This is a genomic window from Paenibacillus soyae (genome assembly GCF_024623455.1).
Classification (GTDB): domain Bacteria; phylum Bacillota; class Bacilli; order Paenibacillales; family Paenibacillaceae; genus Pristimantibacillus; species Pristimantibacillus soyae.
Genome location: NZ_JANIPJ010000009.1, coordinates 162,605 through 177,255 on the forward strand (window position 1 = coordinate 162,605; position 14,651 = coordinate 177,255).

Here is a 14,651-nt window from a genome sequence, read left to right on the forward strand (position 1 = left end):
TTGCGATGGGTGAAGAATTAAAGGTGATCGTATTCGCGCTGGGCAATGAGGAATACGGAATTGAAGTGGATCGTGTGCGCACGATCGAAAGACTGTCGCCGATTACGCGCGTTCCCAAAACGGCCGCTTTCATCAAAGGCGTTATCAACCTTCGCGGCGTCGTCGTGCCGGTCATCGACTTAAGAGGCCGCTTTAATCTGGAGGAGACGGCTCCAACCGAGCATTCCCGGATCATCGTAGTCGCCGTCGGAGAAGTTGAAGTCGGCTTTATCGTCGATTCGGCGAATGACGTTATCGATATCGACACGGACGACATCGACACGCCGCCGGAAATCGTGGGCGGAATCAAGGCTAAATACTTGCGGGGCATTGCCAAGCTTGGGGAAGGACGCCTGCTGATTATGCTGAATCTTGCGGAAGTGCTGAACCGTAATGAAATTGTTCAAATCGAGCAGCTTGAGGTTTAACCCGTGGCGGCATTCGACTCGTTCCAAGCGTTTGAACTGGATGTTCTGAAGGAAGTAGGCAATATCGGGGCGGGAAACGCGGCAACCGCGCTTTCTAAGCTTCTGGACAAGCCGGTCGACATGGCGGTTCCGAAGGTTAGCCTTCTGCCGTTCGAAGAGGTCGCGGAACGCGTAGGCGGAGCGGAGCAGATTGTGCTTGCCGTATTTCTGCGCGTCGAGGGCGAAGCTCCCGGCAACATGTTTTTTATTATCGAAGAACCGGCGGCCAGACGCATGCTTAATCAGCTGGTGTCGCTGAATCATCAGGAGAGCGAAGGCTACTCCGAGATGGAATTGTCGGCTTTGTGCGAGATCGGCAACATTTTGGCAGGCTCTTACTTATCGTCCCTGGCCGATTTCACGAAGCTTCCGATGGCGCCGTCCGTTCCTTCGATTGCCCTCGATATGGCGGGCGCGATCTTAAGCTACGGTTTGATGCAATATGGTGAGATGGGCGATTCCGCCATGTTAATCGAAACGACGTTTATCGAGGATCGACAAGCTTTGGAAGGCCATTTCTTCCTTATCCCTGATCCGGATTCATTCACGAAAATATTCAAGGCACTGGGAGTCGATCTGGGATGAAAGGGCAGCCATTAGTGAAGGTGGGCATGGCGGATCTCAATATTGCGGTAGAGGGAGCCGTCCTGAAGACAACCGGTTTAGGCTCATGCGTCGGACTTACTTTGTTCGATCCCAAAAGCAAAGTAGCCGGCATGGCCCACGTCATGTTGCCCTCCTCCAGTATTGCCCGCGAGTCGCAAATCAATGTCGCGAAATACGCCGATACGGCCATCCCCGAGCTGCTGGAACGCATGAAAGCGGCGGGGGCGCGAGTGGAGCGGATGGAGGCGAAGATGGCCGGCGGCGCTCAAATGTTCGCGCTGGGCGGCTCCGACACGCTTCGGATTGGACCGCGCAACGTCGAGAGCTGCACGGAGATGCTGAGCCGCTACGGCATTCCGATCAAAGCCCAGGATACCGGAGGCAGCTACGGAAGAACGGTCGAATTTGACAGCGAAAAGGGCATTCTATTTATTAGAAGCGTGCAGTTTGGCGTAAAGGAGATTTAAGATGCTGGGTACATGGCGATGGAATGTAGCTTTCGGCATATTGGGAGTGACGCTGACCGCGTTATTCTCATTCGGCAACAATCCTCCCGCCGTTGTTATGCTCAGAGGATTGTACGCATTCGCGGCATTTTTCCTTTTGGCTTACGTCGCGCGGGTTATTCTTGCTCTCATTCTGCGGCCGCCGTCCATGGCGTTGCCTGGAGAGCCTCAGAATGAGCCGTCCGAGAAAGGACGACAGCTTGATGTCACGACGCCCGATGAGGGCGACGATTTGAATGATTTGCTAAAAGCGCAGCTGCAGGGAGGGAGCTCGGATGACCATTCTACGAATCAAAGACAACAGGAAGCCGAGTTTCGACCATTGGCTCCTCCTCAATTCGTATCAAACACTAACAAACAACCAGAAGAATTGGCGAAAGCCATACGTCACCTGACAGGAGAGTGAGTCGATGACCGAGCTAAAGACGCCTCATTTGACAAACATCCAGATGTGGCAAGCGTGGAAAGAGCATGGAGACGTTGACGCGAAGAAACAGTTGATTGAAAATTATTTGCCGCTTGTCGATTACGTAACAAACAGGATGGCGATCGGATTGCCTAAAAACGTCATTAAGGACGATCTTGCCAGCAACGGCGTCATGGGTTTAATTGATGCCATCGAAAAATTCGATTATTTGCGCGGCCTGCAATTCGAAACTTACGCATCGTGGCGCATTCGCGGCGCCATTATCGATGGTCTTCGCCAAGGCGACTGGGTTCCACGTTCCGTGCGGGAGAAAGCGAAGCGGGTCGAGGACGCCTATCAGCACTTGGAGCAGAAATACATGCGTTCGGTATCGGACGCCGAAGTCAGCGATTATTTGCAAGTGTCGGAGAAGGAGTTCGTGACGATGCTCCAGGATATTTCCGTCGCGTCGATATGCTCCCTCGAAGATCCGATCCGCGAGGAAGAGTCGGAAACCCGCATGTCTCTCCTGGTCGACGACAAAGCCAAAAATCCTGATCATAAGGTTCATGAATTTTATTTGAAGGACTCCCTTGCTCGAGGCATCGACAGGCTGACCGAGAAGGAAAGAACCGTCGTTTCCTTGTTTTATTATGAGGAGCTTTCGCTCAGCGAAATCGCGGAAGTCATGTCGTTATCTCCTTCGCGAATTTCGCAGCTACACTCCAAGGCTATTCTGCGATTGCGGGCGGCGCTCGCGAATCAGAAGGACCAACTTATGCAGCATTAGAGAGGGGGGAGTAAGGTGGACATTCCACAGCTAGACTCTTACTTGCGTATCCAGACATCAGCCGACAAGCTGTCTGCCTTCCTTACGTTTAATCGAATGACGGACGAATTCTCTTGTTCCGTCTCCGAGCTTACGCAATTCATACGCAGCAAGGGCGTTGTCCACGGACTCCGAACCGATGTGCTGGAACAAATCTGCCACAACCCTGTAGCATTCTGCAAAGAACAAGTAAACATCGCTCAAGGCGACAATCCGCCTGCCGGAAAGGATGGATACGTTCGTTTCGTATTCGATATGGAAGACGAAGAACTTAAGCCGGCCGAAGGCCAGGATGGGAAAGTCGATTTGAAGGAAGTGACAAAGCTTAAGAACGTTAAGCGCGGCCAATTAATCGCAGAGCTGATCGAACCCCTTGCCGGGCCCTCTGGGATGACGGTTACGGGAGAGGAGATCGCGCCGAAATACGGCAAGCGAGCGCGCTTCAAAATAGGCAAAAACGTGGTGCTGAACGGAGAACAGACGGCCTTGTACGCGGCGATTGACGGACTGGTGACCATGACGGAGAAAGGAAAAACAAACGTGTTCCCCGTTTATGAGGTCAACGGCGACGTCGATTACAGCGTCGGCAACATCGATTTTGTCGGCACCGTCGTCATACGAGGCAACGTTCTGAACGGATTCCGAGTCCGGGCGTCCGGCGATATTCGCGTCGTGGGAGGCGTCGAAGGGGCGGAGCTGGAATCGGAAGGCTCCATCGAAATTACTAGCGGCATTATGGCCGGCAACAAGGGCTTCGTGAAGGCGGGGCGGAATGTCAAAAGCTCCTTCATTCAAGACGGCATCGTATACGCGGGCGAAGACGTGATCGTGTCGCAAAGCATCATGCATTCCTCAGTCAAAGCGGGGAAGAACGTTGTTTGCTCCGGTGCCAAAGGGCTTATCGTCGGCGGCGTTATTCAAGCCGGAGAGCAGGTCGTCGTCAGAACGCTTGGCAATATGATGTCGACTGCAACCGTCGTTGAGGTAGGCGTAAATCCGCAGCTCCGAGAAGAGCTGCTACAGCTGCGTTCGACTATAAAGCAGTCATACGAAAGCAACGAGAAGACGGAAAAAGCGCTTGTCCTGTTGGATCAGCTCGCGGCCGCCGGACAGCTGTCGCCGGAGCGTCTCGAGCTTCGAGCCAAGTTAAACGCGACGAAGCGCCAGACGAACGCGGTCATCGATGAATCCAAAGCCAGGATGCTGGAAATCGAAAAAACGCTCGAAGACACCGACCGCTCCAAGGTGAATGTTAGCGGAACGGTGTTCGGAGGGGCCAAGGTTGTCATCGGCAGATACACCAAATTCGTCAAAGACAGCGCGCAGCGAATTTCCTTCCGTCTAGTGGATGGAGATATCGCGCTCACGCCTTACCATTCATAGCCGAGCCCAAAGCGAAGGAGAGTGGCAGCGTGACGTTTAAGCCTTTGGATCTGCAGATCTCCGTTCCAAGGACGCAGGAATACGGCGGCATGCATCAGCAGGCGCTGCAACGTCCGATCGCGGAACAAACGATGCTCGCCAGCCAGTCTGCCAAGCAGACGGAGGAGCTTCGCCGTCAAAATACGGGGATCGAAAAATCTTCAAATCTTGACGTGAAAACGGATCAAGATAGCGCAGATGGAAAAGCTTATAAGAAGCGGAAGAAAAAACGGGATGCTTCGAATCAAGGCGAAGAAAGCAGCTTGGAGCCCCCGGCTCATCCGTTCAAAGGTCATCATTTTGATATTAAATTTTAATCCCAATCGAAAGATCAATACCTGATTACAGTTTAAAGGCGGGATGGAACCGATGGATCCGTGGCAAACGGTTGTACTTGTCGGAGCGGTTGTCATCATGGTTGCCTTCTTCATGCCGAAGAAGAAACCGGAAGCGGATCAATCCACGCAATCGGTGCGCAACATGGAAACGGCTCTCGATCAATTCATGGAAAACATGGAGAAAGACAATGATCAGATTATGAAGCTGGTCGCGGAAGCCCAGAAAACCTCTAAGCAGGAGGCCGAAAAAAAAGATGAGCGGATTGCTTCGCTAGAGCAGCGGTGCGGACAGCTTGAGAAGCTGCTTCAGGATTCCGTCGTTGGACCCGCGTTAGCTGCGGCCCAGCCTCAGCCTCGGCGCGTACTATCGCAAGCCGCCCAATTGGAAGCGTCGTCAGTCGGATACGGCGAGCTTGGCGGTCAGGGACAACCGGCTGCAAGCCAGGCAGTCCCGGAGGAAGATGCATGGTCGGCCGGGCAATCTCCTGAAGCCGAGAAGGAGTCGGCGGCCAAGTCGAACTCGATACACGCGAGATATGCCGAATTGTTCCAGCTGCACGGCGAAGGCAAGTCGGTAGAGGCGATCGCCAAGAAGCTGGGAATGAACAAAGGCGAGGTTCAGCTTATCATTGGACTCTCCAAGCAGGAGGAAGCCGCCCATGTCTAACCGAAGAACGTTTCTTCTCGGGCTTGGCTCCGGCATTATAATCGGGGCGCTGTTGCTGCAGCTTTTTATTATGGGGGAAACAAGCCAGGACCGGCTGAACGAAATCAGCGAGGAGCTGCAGAACGAGCCTCTCGAGACCGGGATTGCTACTGATCCTCCAGATCAGACGGCAACGGACGTCCCGCAAGAAGAGGCGCCGGGGAATACCCCTGAGCAAACGCCCGTACCTGCGACGACAGCGCCCGAAGCAGCGTCGCCGTCTGCCGGAGCTGCTGTGACCGCTTCGGCCGTATCGTCGGCTAACGGTAATTTGCGACTTATACATATCGTGCACGGCACAACGCTAGAACAAGCTGCGGCGAAGTTTTCGGAGAGCGGGATAATAGAAGATGCAGGCGCATTCATTGCCGAAATGCAAAAACAAAATCTGTTGGTTCGGGCCGGTTATTATGTTCTCGCCAAAGACTCGGGTATTGAAGCGGCCATAAAAGCCGTCACCAGCAAGCCCTATAGTCAAGGTGAGGCTGAGCAGATCATCGCCAATCAGTAATAACATTCGAATATCGACAAAATGTGATCTGATATTCAATGAGTCCTTGCACCGCATGCCCAACTGTGATATATTAAATGACGGTGTTAAAAACACACGGTAATCAATTCCGTTAACGGTGCTTTCGCCCGGCGAAAGTTTTAACGGAAGATGCGATTAGCGGAGGGACACACAAAAACCATTACAGGAGGTGTTGAAGAATGGCGGTTATTTCCATGAAACAGCTTCTCGAAGCTGGGGTACACTTCGGTCATCAGACTCGTCGTTGGAACCCGAAGATGGATCGTTATATCTTCACAGAAAGAAACGGAATTTACATTATCGACTTGCAAAAAACGGTTAAGAAAGTTGACGAAGCGTACAACTTTGTTAAATCGATCGCTGCAGAGGGCGGCACTATGCTGTTCGTCGGCACGAAGAAGCAAGCTCAAGATTCGGTGAAGGAAGAAGCCGAGCGTTGCGGCAACTTCTACATCAACCAGCGCTGGCTGGGCGGCACGCTGACGAACTTCCAAACGATTCAGAAGTGTATCGACCGTCTGAAGCAACTGGAGAAATGGGAAGAGGACGGCACTTTCGAAGTTCTTCCTAAGAAAGAAGTTATCATTCTCCGCAAGGAGAAGGAACGCCTCGAGAAATTCTTGGGCGGCATCAAAGGCATGAAAGGCCTGCCTAGCGCGTTGTTCGTAATCGATCCTCGCAAAGAGCGTATCGCGGTTGCGGAAGCTCGCAAGCTCGGTATCCCAATCGTAGGTATCGTTGACACGAACTGCGATCCGGACGAAATCGACTACGTTATCCCTGGTAACGACGACGCGATCCGCGCTGTTAAGCTTCTTACAGCTAAGATGGCTGACGCTATCGTGGAAGCGAACCAAGGCGAACAAACAACAGCTTAAGCCTAACGGCTATGGCGTTACCATGCAAACAACAAAGGGTGGTCAGAAGGTGCAAACCTCTCACTGCCCTTTTTTTGAACAAAAATCGGATGTAAACTTTTAGGAGGGTTTCACATGGCAGTAAGCGCAAGCGCGGTAAAAGAACTACGTGAGAGAACGGGAGCAGGCATGCTCGATTGCAAAAAAGCGCTGGACGAAACGGGCGGCGACGTTGAAAAAGCGATCGCGCTGCTTCGCGAGAAGGGCCTTGCGGCTGCAGCTAACAAAGCTGGCCGTATCGCTACGGAAGGCGTAGTTGAATCCTACATACATGCTGGAGGCCGTATCGGCGTTCTGGTTGAAGTCAACTGCGAAACGGACTTCGTTGCGAAGACGGATCAATTCCGTGAGTTCGCTAGAGACATCGCGATGCAAATCGCGGCGGCTAATCCGAAGTTCGTGCGTCGTGAAGAAGTTCCTGCCGACGAGATCGAGAAGGAAAAAGAAATCCTGAAAAACCAGGCTCTTAACGAAGGCAAGCCGGAAAAAATCGTCGAGAAAATGGTTGAAGGCCGCATCTCGAAATATTATGAAGAGTATTGCTTGCTTGAGCAATCCTTCATCAAAGATCCAGACAAAACAATCTCCGAGCTGCTGAACGAAAAAATTAGCAAAATCGGCGAAAATATTTCGATCCGTCGCTTCGTTCGTTACGAGCTGGGCGAAGGCCTTGAGAAGAAAGTCGATAACTTCGTTGAAGAAGTTATGGCTCAAGCGAAACTGTAATCCGAACGCACAGGCGGGGCGGGGCGTCCGCCCCGCCTTGCTTTTGTCTAAAGAGATTGGTCTCATCGCACGGCTGTATTAATTTAGAGTGGCCTCGTTCGCGAGGTGCATGATGGAGGTATATACGTTGGAACATCCTGTATTTAAACGCATCGTCTTGAAAGTGAGCGGCGAATCCTTGTCCGGCAACGAAGGGTACGGCATCGAAGCTTCCGTCATTTCATCCATCGCCAATCAGGTGAAGGAAGTCGTCGAGCTCGGCGTAGAAGTTGCTATCGTTGTCGGCGGGGGTAACATCTGGAGAGGAATTGCCGGCACGGCCAAAGGCATTGACCGCGCCACGGCAGACTATATGGGCATGCTGGCCACGGTTATGAACTCGCTTGCTCTTCAAGACGCGCTGGAGCAAATCGATGTGCCAACACGCGTGCAAACTTCGATTGCCATGCAGCAAATCGCGGAGCCTTACATTAGACGCCGCGCTATCCGCCACCTGGAGAAAGGTCGGGTCGTCATTTTTGCAGCAGGCACGGGCAATCCGTTCTTCTCGACGGATACGACGGCAGCTCTGCGCGCGGCGGAGATCGAAGCGGAAGTCATCCTCATGGCCAAAAACAAAGTCGACGGCGTTTACTCCGCCGATCCGTTCAAGGACGAGACGGCTCAGAAGTTCGAAGAGCTGACGTATCTGGACGTGCTCAATTTGAATCTCGGCGTTATGGATTCTACCGCTTCGTCGCTCTGCATGGACAACAATATTCCTTTAATCGTGTTCTCCATCACGGAGAATGGCAATATTAAACGTGTCGTGCTAGGAGAAAAAATCGGCACCATCGTGAAAGGAAGTGCAAAATAATGCCGCAATCAATCAAAAAAAACGCGGAAGAACGGATGGAGAAAGCGATTGGCGCTTTGAGACGCGACCTGTCGACGCTTCGCGCCGGCAAAGCAAGCCCTGCATTGCTGGATCGCGTACAAGTTGAGTATTACGGCGCGATGACGCCGCTAAATCAGCTTGCAAACATTAATACGCCGGATTCGCGTACGCTTATGATTCAGCCTTGGGACAAATCGTCCGTTGCCGCCATCGAGAAAGCGATTCTGAAATCGGATCTAGGCTTGACGCCTTCGAATGACGGGTCTGCGATTCGCATCTCGGTTCCCCCTCTGACAGAAGAGCGCCGCGCGGAGCTCGTAAAAACATCCAAAAAATTCGGTGAAGACGCGAAGGTCGCGATTCGTAATATTCGACGCGACGCGAACGACGACGTGAAGAAGCTTGAGAAAACGGATATTTCCGAGGATGAGTCCCGCCGCCATCAAGAAGATATCCAGAAGACGACAGACAAGTATATTGCCGAAGTGGATAAAGTGCTATCCGCCAAAGAAAAAGAGATTATGGAAGTGTAAAACGACTGCAGAGCCCCTCCGCTAGGTGGGGTTACGTTTTTACCATAACTCGATGAATTGGATTGCTTGCACCTACATTATAATGGCCTTCGGTTGGGAGGAAGCTAGATGATCAAGCGACTATGGGCCAAACTGGGCCTTTCATCCTCACCGACTGCCGAATCGCTCTCTTCCGAAAATATCCCTGTCCATGTCGCCATCATTATGGATGGGAATGGGCGATGGGCGAAGAAGCGCGGCTTGCCGCGGATGGCAGGCCATCATTCCGGGATGAAGACGGTGAAGCGAATAACCATTGCCGCAGATCGGCTTGGCGTCAAATATTTGACTTTATACGCTTTTTCCACGGAGAATTGGAAAAGGCCGAAGGCGGAAGTGGATTTCCTCATGAAGCTTCCGCAGCAATTTCTGGATATCGAGCTGGATGAGCTCGTCTCCAACAACGTGCAAGTTCGAATGATGGGCTCTCGCGACAACCTGCCGCCGCATACCATCAACGCTTTGGAAGAGGCGATAAGCAAGACCGCGAATAATACCGGGCTTGTCCTGAACTTTGCGCTCAATTATGGCAGTCGCATGGAAATGCTGGATGCGATTCGGGACTTAGCCAAGGATGTGAAGGACGGAAAGCTCGCGCCGGGCGATATCGACGAAGAGGCCATGTCCGAGAGGTTATTGTCCAGCGGCTTGCCGGATCCGGATCTGCTCATCCGTACGAGCGGGGAGCTGCGTCTCAGCAATTTCATGTTATGGCAGCTGGCGTACAGCGAATTATGGTTTACGGACGTATATTGGCCTGAATTTACGGAAAAGCATTTTTATGAGGCCATCGGTCAATATCAGCGAAGAGCCCGGCGGTACGGCGGATTATAGCTTCATCTGACGGAGTGTGACTACATTTGAAACAACGTTTGGTTACGGGGATTATCGCGGGAGCGTTTTTTTTAGCTCTTACCTTCATCGGTGGGGCATTCTACACGGGTTTGCTCGTGCTTCTCGCCATTATCGGATTTACTGAATATGCCAGAATGAACGGCGTTGCTCCGCTTCACCCTACGTCTTTGCTTGGGTACGCGGGGGTGCTGTATTTTACGCTGCCATGGGAAACATGGGACGTCAGCTTGCCTTCTCCATTAACGATTCTATGGATGCTGGCGTTTCTTCTATTGGCAATAACCGTCATTACGAAAAACAATACGACGATCGACGGAGCGGCTCTCATGCTGCTTGGGGCTCTATACGTCGGCTACGGCTTCTCCGCTATGATCTCGGTTCGCGCATTGGACGAACACGGTTTGTTCTGGACGTTCCTCTCATTCGGCTGCATTTGGGCATCGGATGTGGGGGCGTATTTCGTCGGACGAGCTATCGGCAAGAGAAAGCTGTGGCCATCAATCAGCCCTAACAAAACCATCGAAGGGGCTCTTGGGGGTGTCCTGCTGTCGCTGATCGTTGCTGTAATTTTCGCCTTTTTCAATCCTGAGGCGATTACGATAGGGAAAGCGCTGATCATCGGCGTGTTAGCGGCCGTTGCCGGTCAATTCGGTGATCTTATTCAATCCGCATACAAACGTGTTCGGAATATAAAGGATACGGGGACTCTGCTGCCAGGCCATGGCGGCGTGCTCGATCGCTGCGACAGTTGGTTGATCGTCTTCCCTTTGCTGTTGCTCACGGAGCTTATTCCCGTTTAAGTGAATGTACGAGAAGCTGCTTCGGACGTATGAACTTTAATGCTGAACATCGAAATTTCGAACTCTCATTTCAGGCGTTGGAGGAACTCTTTTGAAAAAAATCGCATTGCTAGGGTCGACCGGCTCCATCGGGACGCAAACGCTTGATATTGTCCGGCATCATCCGGAGCAGTTCCGGGTTACCGCTCTATCGGCGGGCGGGAATGTAGACCTTGCCGTCAAGCAAGCCAAGGAATTTAAGCCGGGCATTATCAGCTTAGCTTCGAAAGAGCTTGCGGATGAAGCTCGGCCGCATCTGCCTTCGGGCACGAAGGTCGTATACGGAGACGAAGGATTGATCGAAGTCGCGGCAGCGACCGATGCGGATACGGTCGTGACGGCCATCGTCGGAAGCCGCGGATTGCCTGCCACGCTGGCGGCGATTGAAGAGGGCAAAACAATAGGTCTCGCGAACAAGGAAACGCTTGTCACCGCGGGACATCTTGTCATGCAGCGCGCCAAACAACGCGGCGTTGCGATATTGCCGATCGACAGCGAGCACTCCGCTCTATTCCAATGCTTAAACGGTGAACGGAGAGCCGATGTGCTGGGCATCACGTTGACGGCTTCGGGAGGCTCGTTCCGGGACCGGACGCGGGCCGAGCTCGAAGGCGTCACCGTTGCCGAAGCGCTGAATCATCCGAACTGGTCGATGGGAGCCAAAATTACGATCGATTCGGCGACGATGGTGAACAAAGGGTTGGAGGTTATCGAAGCGAGATGGCTGTTCGATCTCGAGTACGACCGAATTAACGTGCTCATCCATCCGGAGAGCATTATTCATTCCTTTGTGGAATTCGTGGATCATAGCATCATCGCACAGCTAGGCATGCCGGATATGCGCGTGCCGATTCAGTATGCGCTGACGTATCCGGGGCGCATGACGACGCCGACGGAACGACTTAACTTGGCGGATGTCGCGAAGCTTCAGTTCCGCGCGATGGACTATGAGCGGTACCCTTGTCTGAGACTCGCATTCGATTGCGGGCGAATGGGGCATTCGGCTCCAGCTGTGTACAATGCGGCCAACGAAATCGCAGTCGCTCGTTTCTTGAGAGGAGAGATTTCCTTCCTCGACATCGAACGGGTTCTGGAGACGGTAGTGGAACGGCATGATGCGCGCGAAATCTTCGATTTGGAATCGATTGCCGAAGTGGATCAATGGGCGAGGGAGCTAGCGGCGACGGTGTGACCCTACCCAAAAAGTGGTTCTCTTGTATCGGGCGGGAGAATAATGATAATCTATGTACAGGCCGTAACGAACAGGAGGCAACACTGCAATGGGAATGATTGGGGTCGTTTTGTCGACAGTGCTCGTGTTTTTCGTCATTGTCACCATTCATGAATGGGGGCATTATTTTTTCGCCAAACGCGCAGGCATCTTGGTAAGAGAATTCGCGATAGGGTTTGGTCCTAAGCTATTCTCGGTCAAACGAGGCGAAACCCGATATACGCTGCGGCTCGTACCGGCCGGCGGCTTCGTTCGCATGGCTGGCGAGGATCCGGAAATCGTGGAGGTTCAGCCCGGACAGACCGTAGCCGTGAGAGTCAAAGATAATCAAGTAACCCGTATCTATCTGGATCGTCTGGACGAACGCACGGGGACGGTTCGCGGCGAAGTGGAAACGGTTGATTTGGAACGGGACCTCGCGATCAAGCTTCTGATAGAAGGAGAATCCGAATCGTTCCAAGTCCATCCGCAGGCGCTGGTCATCTCGAAAGGAAAAGACACGCAAATCGCGCCGATCGACAGGCATTTCGGAAGCAAGCCCGTGCGCAAGCGCGCAATGGCTATATTTGCCGGTCCCATGATGAATTTTATTCTGGCTTTCGTGTTGTATGCCGTGTATGCTCAGATGGTGGGCATGCCGGTCGACAACCCGGATAAGCTGATCATCCGTACGATCGAGAGCAATATGCCGGCCGCGGGCGTCGACCTTAGAAAAGGCGATATCGTTGAATCCGTTGGCGGCGTGAAGATTGGCGCGGACCTCGAGAAAATGATCGACATGATCGGCAAGTCTCCCGGGACGCCGATTGAGATGAAGATCATCAGGGAAGGCCAGACGCATACGGTGCAAGTTACGCCGATGGCGAACGAGGATGGAATCGGCAAGGTCGGCATCAGCGCGACGCCGCCTATGCGGGCGGCAACGTTCGGAGAGACGATTACCCGGGCGGCCGATCTGATGAAGGTGTCGACGGAGTTTATATTCGAAAGCTTCAAAATGCTCATAACGGGCCAATTCAACTTCGACGATCTTGGCGGACCGGTGCGCACGGCGAACGTGACGGCCGAAATCGCGAAGAAAGGAATCGTTCAACTCACTTCGTGGACGGCGCTGCTCAGCTTGTATTTAGGCATTTTCAACCTGCTGCCTGTTCCGGCACTGGATGGAAGCCGCCTTATTTTCCTCGGGCTGGAAGCCGTCAGGAGGAAGCCGATCGATCCGAACAAAGAAAGCATGGTCCATTTCATAGGCTTTGCGATGCTGATGCTATTGATGGTCGCCGTAACCTATAATGATATTTTACGATTAGTTCGAGGGGAGTAGTCTGTCGCCCATGTCCAAGGAAAAAGGTTTTGTTACCGAAATTACGCCGCAAAGCGAAGATTTCTCGAGATGGTATATCGATGTCATCAAAAAAGCGGAGCTTATGGATTATTCGCCGGTACGTGGCTGCATCGTCTTCCGTCCGGAAGGCTATGAGCTGTGGGAGAACATCCAGCGCGATCTGGACCGCCGCTTCAAGGAAACGGGCCACCGCAATGCTTACTTCCCTCTCTTCATCCCGGAGAGCTTCTTCCAGAAGGAGAAGGAGCATGTCGAAGGCTTCAATCCGGAGCTGCCGTGGGTAACGGAAGCGGCGGGCGAGAAGCTCGAGGAACGGCTTGCCATCCGTCCGACTTCGGAGACGATGATCGGGCATATGTACGCGAAATGGATTCAGTCCTACCGCGATCTTCCGGTGCTCATTAACCAATGGGCTAACGTCGTACGCTGGGAGAAGCGCACGCTGCCGTTCCTTCGCACAAGCGAATTTCTCTGGCAAGAAGGACATACGGCTCACGAGACCGAAGAGGAAGCGCGCCAGGAAACGATGCAAATGCTGGACGTCTATACCAGCTTTGTTGAGGATTTCTTAGCGATTCCGGTCATCAAAGGCGAGAAGACGCCGTCTGAGCGATTCGCCGGAGCCGTGGATACTTATTCTATCGAAGCGATGATGAAGGACGGCCGCGCCGTGCAGGCGGGCACGTCCCACTACCTTGGCAACAAGTTCGCCATCGCCTTCGACATCAAATATTTGGACCGCGAGAATACGCTGCAATATGCTCATACGACTTCATGGGGCGTCAGCACGCGCCTGATCGGCGCGCTTATCATGGTTCACGGCGATGACCGCGGATTGGCTCTGCCGCCGAAGGTTGCGCCGACGCAGGTCATCATGATTCCGATCGGCCCTCCGAAGACGCGAGAGCAAGTGATCGGAAGAGTGGACGAGCTGTACGCGCAGCTGAAGAAAGCCGGCGTGCGCGTCAAGGTCGACGACCGTTCCGACGTGAGTCCGGGCTGGAAATTCAACGAATACGAAATGCGCGGCGTGCCGCTCCGCCTGGAGCTCGGTCCTCGCGATATGGAGAACGGCGTCGTTGTTCTCGTCTCGCGGATTACCGGAGAGAAACGAATCGTTCAACAGGATAATCTGGTTGCCGAAGTCGAGAAGATGCTGGAAGAAACGCATCAGGAAATGTTCAACCGCGCGAAAGCGTTCCGCGAAGACAATTCCCGTAGCGTAGACACCCTGGACGAAATGAAGTCGTTCCTCGAGGAACAGCGCGGCTTCGTAGAAGCCGGATGGTGCGGTTCCGCGGCGTGCGAGAAGCAGGTTAAAGAAGAAACGGGGGCGACGAGCCGGAACATTCCGTTCGAGCCGTCCACCTCGAAGCCGTCGTGTCTAGTATGCGGCGACGAAGCCAAACACACCGTCGTTTTCGCGCGTGCTTATTAG

18 protein-coding genes are annotated in these 14,651 nt (G+C 53.1%); all 18 read left to right on the forward strand.

Going from position 1 to position 14,651, the window contains the following annotated elements:
• The first annotated feature begins 5 nt into the window (after positions 1–5).
• The 18 genes from NQZ67_RS14205 to proS all read left to right on the forward strand — a co-directional run bounded on the left by NQZ67_RS14205 (position 6) and on the right by proS (position 14,651).
• Positions 6–467, forward strand: a complete 462-nt coding sequence (locus NQZ67_RS14205; RefSeq protein WP_257446765.1) for a chemotaxis protein CheW — start codon at positions 6–8, stop codon at positions 465–467.
• 3 nt (positions 468–470) lie between these two features.
• Positions 471–1,091: a chemotaxis protein CheC gene (locus tag NQZ67_RS14210; RefSeq protein ID WP_257446766.1), complete on the forward strand. Its 621-nt coding sequence runs from the start codon at positions 471–473 to the stop codon at positions 1,089–1,091.
• On the forward strand, positions 1,088–1,579 hold the full coding sequence (locus tag NQZ67_RS14215; RefSeq protein ID WP_257446768.1) for a chemotaxis protein CheD: 492 nt from the start codon (positions 1,088–1,090) through the stop codon (positions 1,577–1,579). Before NQZ67_RS14210 ends, NQZ67_RS14215 begins: the two co-directional genes overlap by 4 nt.
• Position 1,580: 1 nt before the next feature.
• A complete protein-coding gene (locus NQZ67_RS14220; protein WP_257446770.1) occupies positions 1,581–2,024 on the forward strand; it encodes a hypothetical protein in 444 nt (147 codons plus the stop codon).
• 4 nt (positions 2,025–2,028) lie between these two features.
• The gene (locus tag NQZ67_RS14225; protein ID WP_257446772.1) at positions 2,029–2,814 is read left to right on the forward strand and encodes a FliA/WhiG family RNA polymerase sigma factor; all 786 of its coding nucleotides are present in this window, start codon (positions 2,029–2,031) and stop codon (positions 2,812–2,814) included.
• Positions 2,815–2,829: 15 nt separating this feature from the next.
• Positions 2,830–4,236, forward strand: coding sequence for a flagellar assembly protein A (locus NQZ67_RS14230; RefSeq protein ID WP_257446775.1), 1,407 nt, complete (start codon positions 2,830–2,832; stop codon positions 4,234–4,236).
• Positions 4,237–4,265: 29 nt separating this feature from the next.
• Positions 4,266–4,592, forward strand: coding sequence for a hypothetical protein (locus NQZ67_RS14235; RefSeq protein WP_257446779.1), 327 nt, complete (start codon positions 4,266–4,268; stop codon positions 4,590–4,592).
• A 52-nt stretch (positions 4,593–4,644) separates the two neighbouring features.
• Positions 4,645–5,280 (forward strand): DUF6115 domain-containing protein, encoded by a 636-nt coding sequence (locus NQZ67_RS14240; RefSeq protein WP_257446782.1) that lies wholly within the window; start codon positions 4,645–4,647, stop codon positions 5,278–5,280.
• The gene (locus tag NQZ67_RS14245; protein WP_257446785.1) at positions 5,273–5,830 is read left to right on the forward strand and encodes a hypothetical protein; all 558 of its coding nucleotides are present in this window, start codon (positions 5,273–5,275) and stop codon (positions 5,828–5,830) included. Before NQZ67_RS14240 ends, NQZ67_RS14245 begins: the two co-directional genes overlap by 8 nt.
• 200 nt (positions 5,831–6,030) lie before the next feature.
• Entirely contained in the window at positions 6,031–6,729 is a 699-nt protein-coding gene (gene rpsB / locus NQZ67_RS14250) for a 30S ribosomal protein S2 (protein ID WP_257446787.1), read from the forward strand.
• Between the two features lie 114 nt (positions 6,730–6,843).
• Complete coding sequence (gene tsf, locus NQZ67_RS14255) at positions 6,844–7,494, forward strand: translation elongation factor Ts (RefSeq protein ID WP_257446790.1); 651 nt, start codon at positions 6,844–6,846, stop codon at positions 7,492–7,494.
• A gap of 127 nt (positions 7,495–7,621) precedes the next feature.
• The gene (gene pyrH, locus NQZ67_RS14260) at positions 7,622–8,350 is read left to right on the forward strand and encodes a UMP kinase (protein ID WP_257446793.1); all 729 of its coding nucleotides are present in this window, start codon (positions 7,622–7,624) and stop codon (positions 8,348–8,350) included.
• A complete protein-coding gene (gene frr, locus NQZ67_RS14265; protein ID WP_257446795.1) occupies positions 8,350–8,904 on the forward strand; it encodes a ribosome recycling factor in 555 nt (184 codons plus the stop codon). The genes pyrH and frr overlap by 1 nt, the downstream gene beginning before the upstream one ends.
• 108 nt (positions 8,905–9,012) lie before the next feature.
• Entirely contained in the window at positions 9,013–9,777 is a 765-nt protein-coding gene (gene uppS / locus NQZ67_RS14270) for an undecaprenyl pyrophosphate synthase (RefSeq protein WP_257446796.1), read from the forward strand.
• A gap of 26 nt (positions 9,778–9,803) precedes the next feature.
• Positions 9,804–10,598 (forward strand): phosphatidate cytidylyltransferase, encoded by a 795-nt coding sequence (locus tag NQZ67_RS14275; protein WP_257446798.1) that lies wholly within the window; start codon positions 9,804–9,806, stop codon positions 10,596–10,598.
• A 91-nt stretch (positions 10,599–10,689) separates the two neighbouring features.
• Positions 10,690–11,829, forward strand: a complete 1,140-nt coding sequence (locus NQZ67_RS14280; protein WP_257446800.1) for a 1-deoxy-D-xylulose-5-phosphate reductoisomerase — start codon at positions 10,690–10,692, stop codon at positions 11,827–11,829.
• Between the two features lie 88 nt (positions 11,830–11,917).
• Entirely contained in the window at positions 11,918–13,192 is a 1,275-nt protein-coding gene (rseP, locus tag NQZ67_RS14285) for an RIP metalloprotease RseP (RefSeq protein ID WP_257446802.1), read from the forward strand.
• Between the two features lie 10 nt (positions 13,193–13,202).
• Entirely contained in the window at positions 13,203–14,651 is a 1,449-nt protein-coding gene (proS, locus tag NQZ67_RS14290; protein WP_257446805.1) for a proline--tRNA ligase, read from the forward strand.

Coding starts and splice junctions, on each gene's coding strand:
- rpsB (WP_257446787.1), top strand. CDS start 6,031: ATGGCGGTTATTTCCATGAAACAGCTTCTCGAAGCTGGGGTACACTTC.
- tsf (WP_257446790.1), top strand. CDS start 6,844: ATGGCAGTAAGCGCAAGCGCGGTAAAAGAACTACGTGAGAGAACGGGA.
- uppS (WP_257446796.1), top strand. CDS start 9,013: ATGATCAAGCGACTATGGGCCAAACTGGGCCTTTCATCCTCACCGACT.
- NQZ67_RS14205 (WP_257446765.1), top strand. CDS start 6: ATGGGTGAAGAATTAAAGGTGATCGTATTCGCGCTGGGCAATGAGGAA.
- NQZ67_RS14225 (WP_257446772.1), top strand. CDS start 2,029: ATGACCGAGCTAAAGACGCCTCATTTGACAAACATCCAGATGTGGCAA.
- rseP (WP_257446802.1), top strand. CDS start 11,918: ATGGGAATGATTGGGGTCGTTTTGTCGACAGTGCTCGTGTTTTTCGTC.
- NQZ67_RS14215 (WP_257446768.1), top strand. CDS start 1,088: ATGAAAGGGCAGCCATTAGTGAAGGTGGGCATGGCGGATCTCAATATT.
- NQZ67_RS14245 (WP_257446785.1), top strand. CDS start 5,273: ATGTCTAACCGAAGAACGTTTCTTCTCGGGCTTGGCTCCGGCATTATA.
- NQZ67_RS14220 (WP_257446770.1), top strand. CDS start 1,581: ATGCTGGGTACATGGCGATGGAATGTAGCTTTCGGCATATTGGGAGTG.
- frr (WP_257446795.1), top strand. CDS start 8,350: ATGCCGCAATCAATCAAAAAAAACGCGGAAGAACGGATGGAGAAAGCG.
- proS (WP_257446805.1), top strand. CDS start 13,203: ATGTCCAAGGAAAAAGGTTTTGTTACCGAAATTACGCCGCAAAGCGAA.
- NQZ67_RS14240 (WP_257446782.1), top strand. CDS start 4,645: ATGGATCCGTGGCAAACGGTTGTACTTGTCGGAGCGGTTGTCATCATG.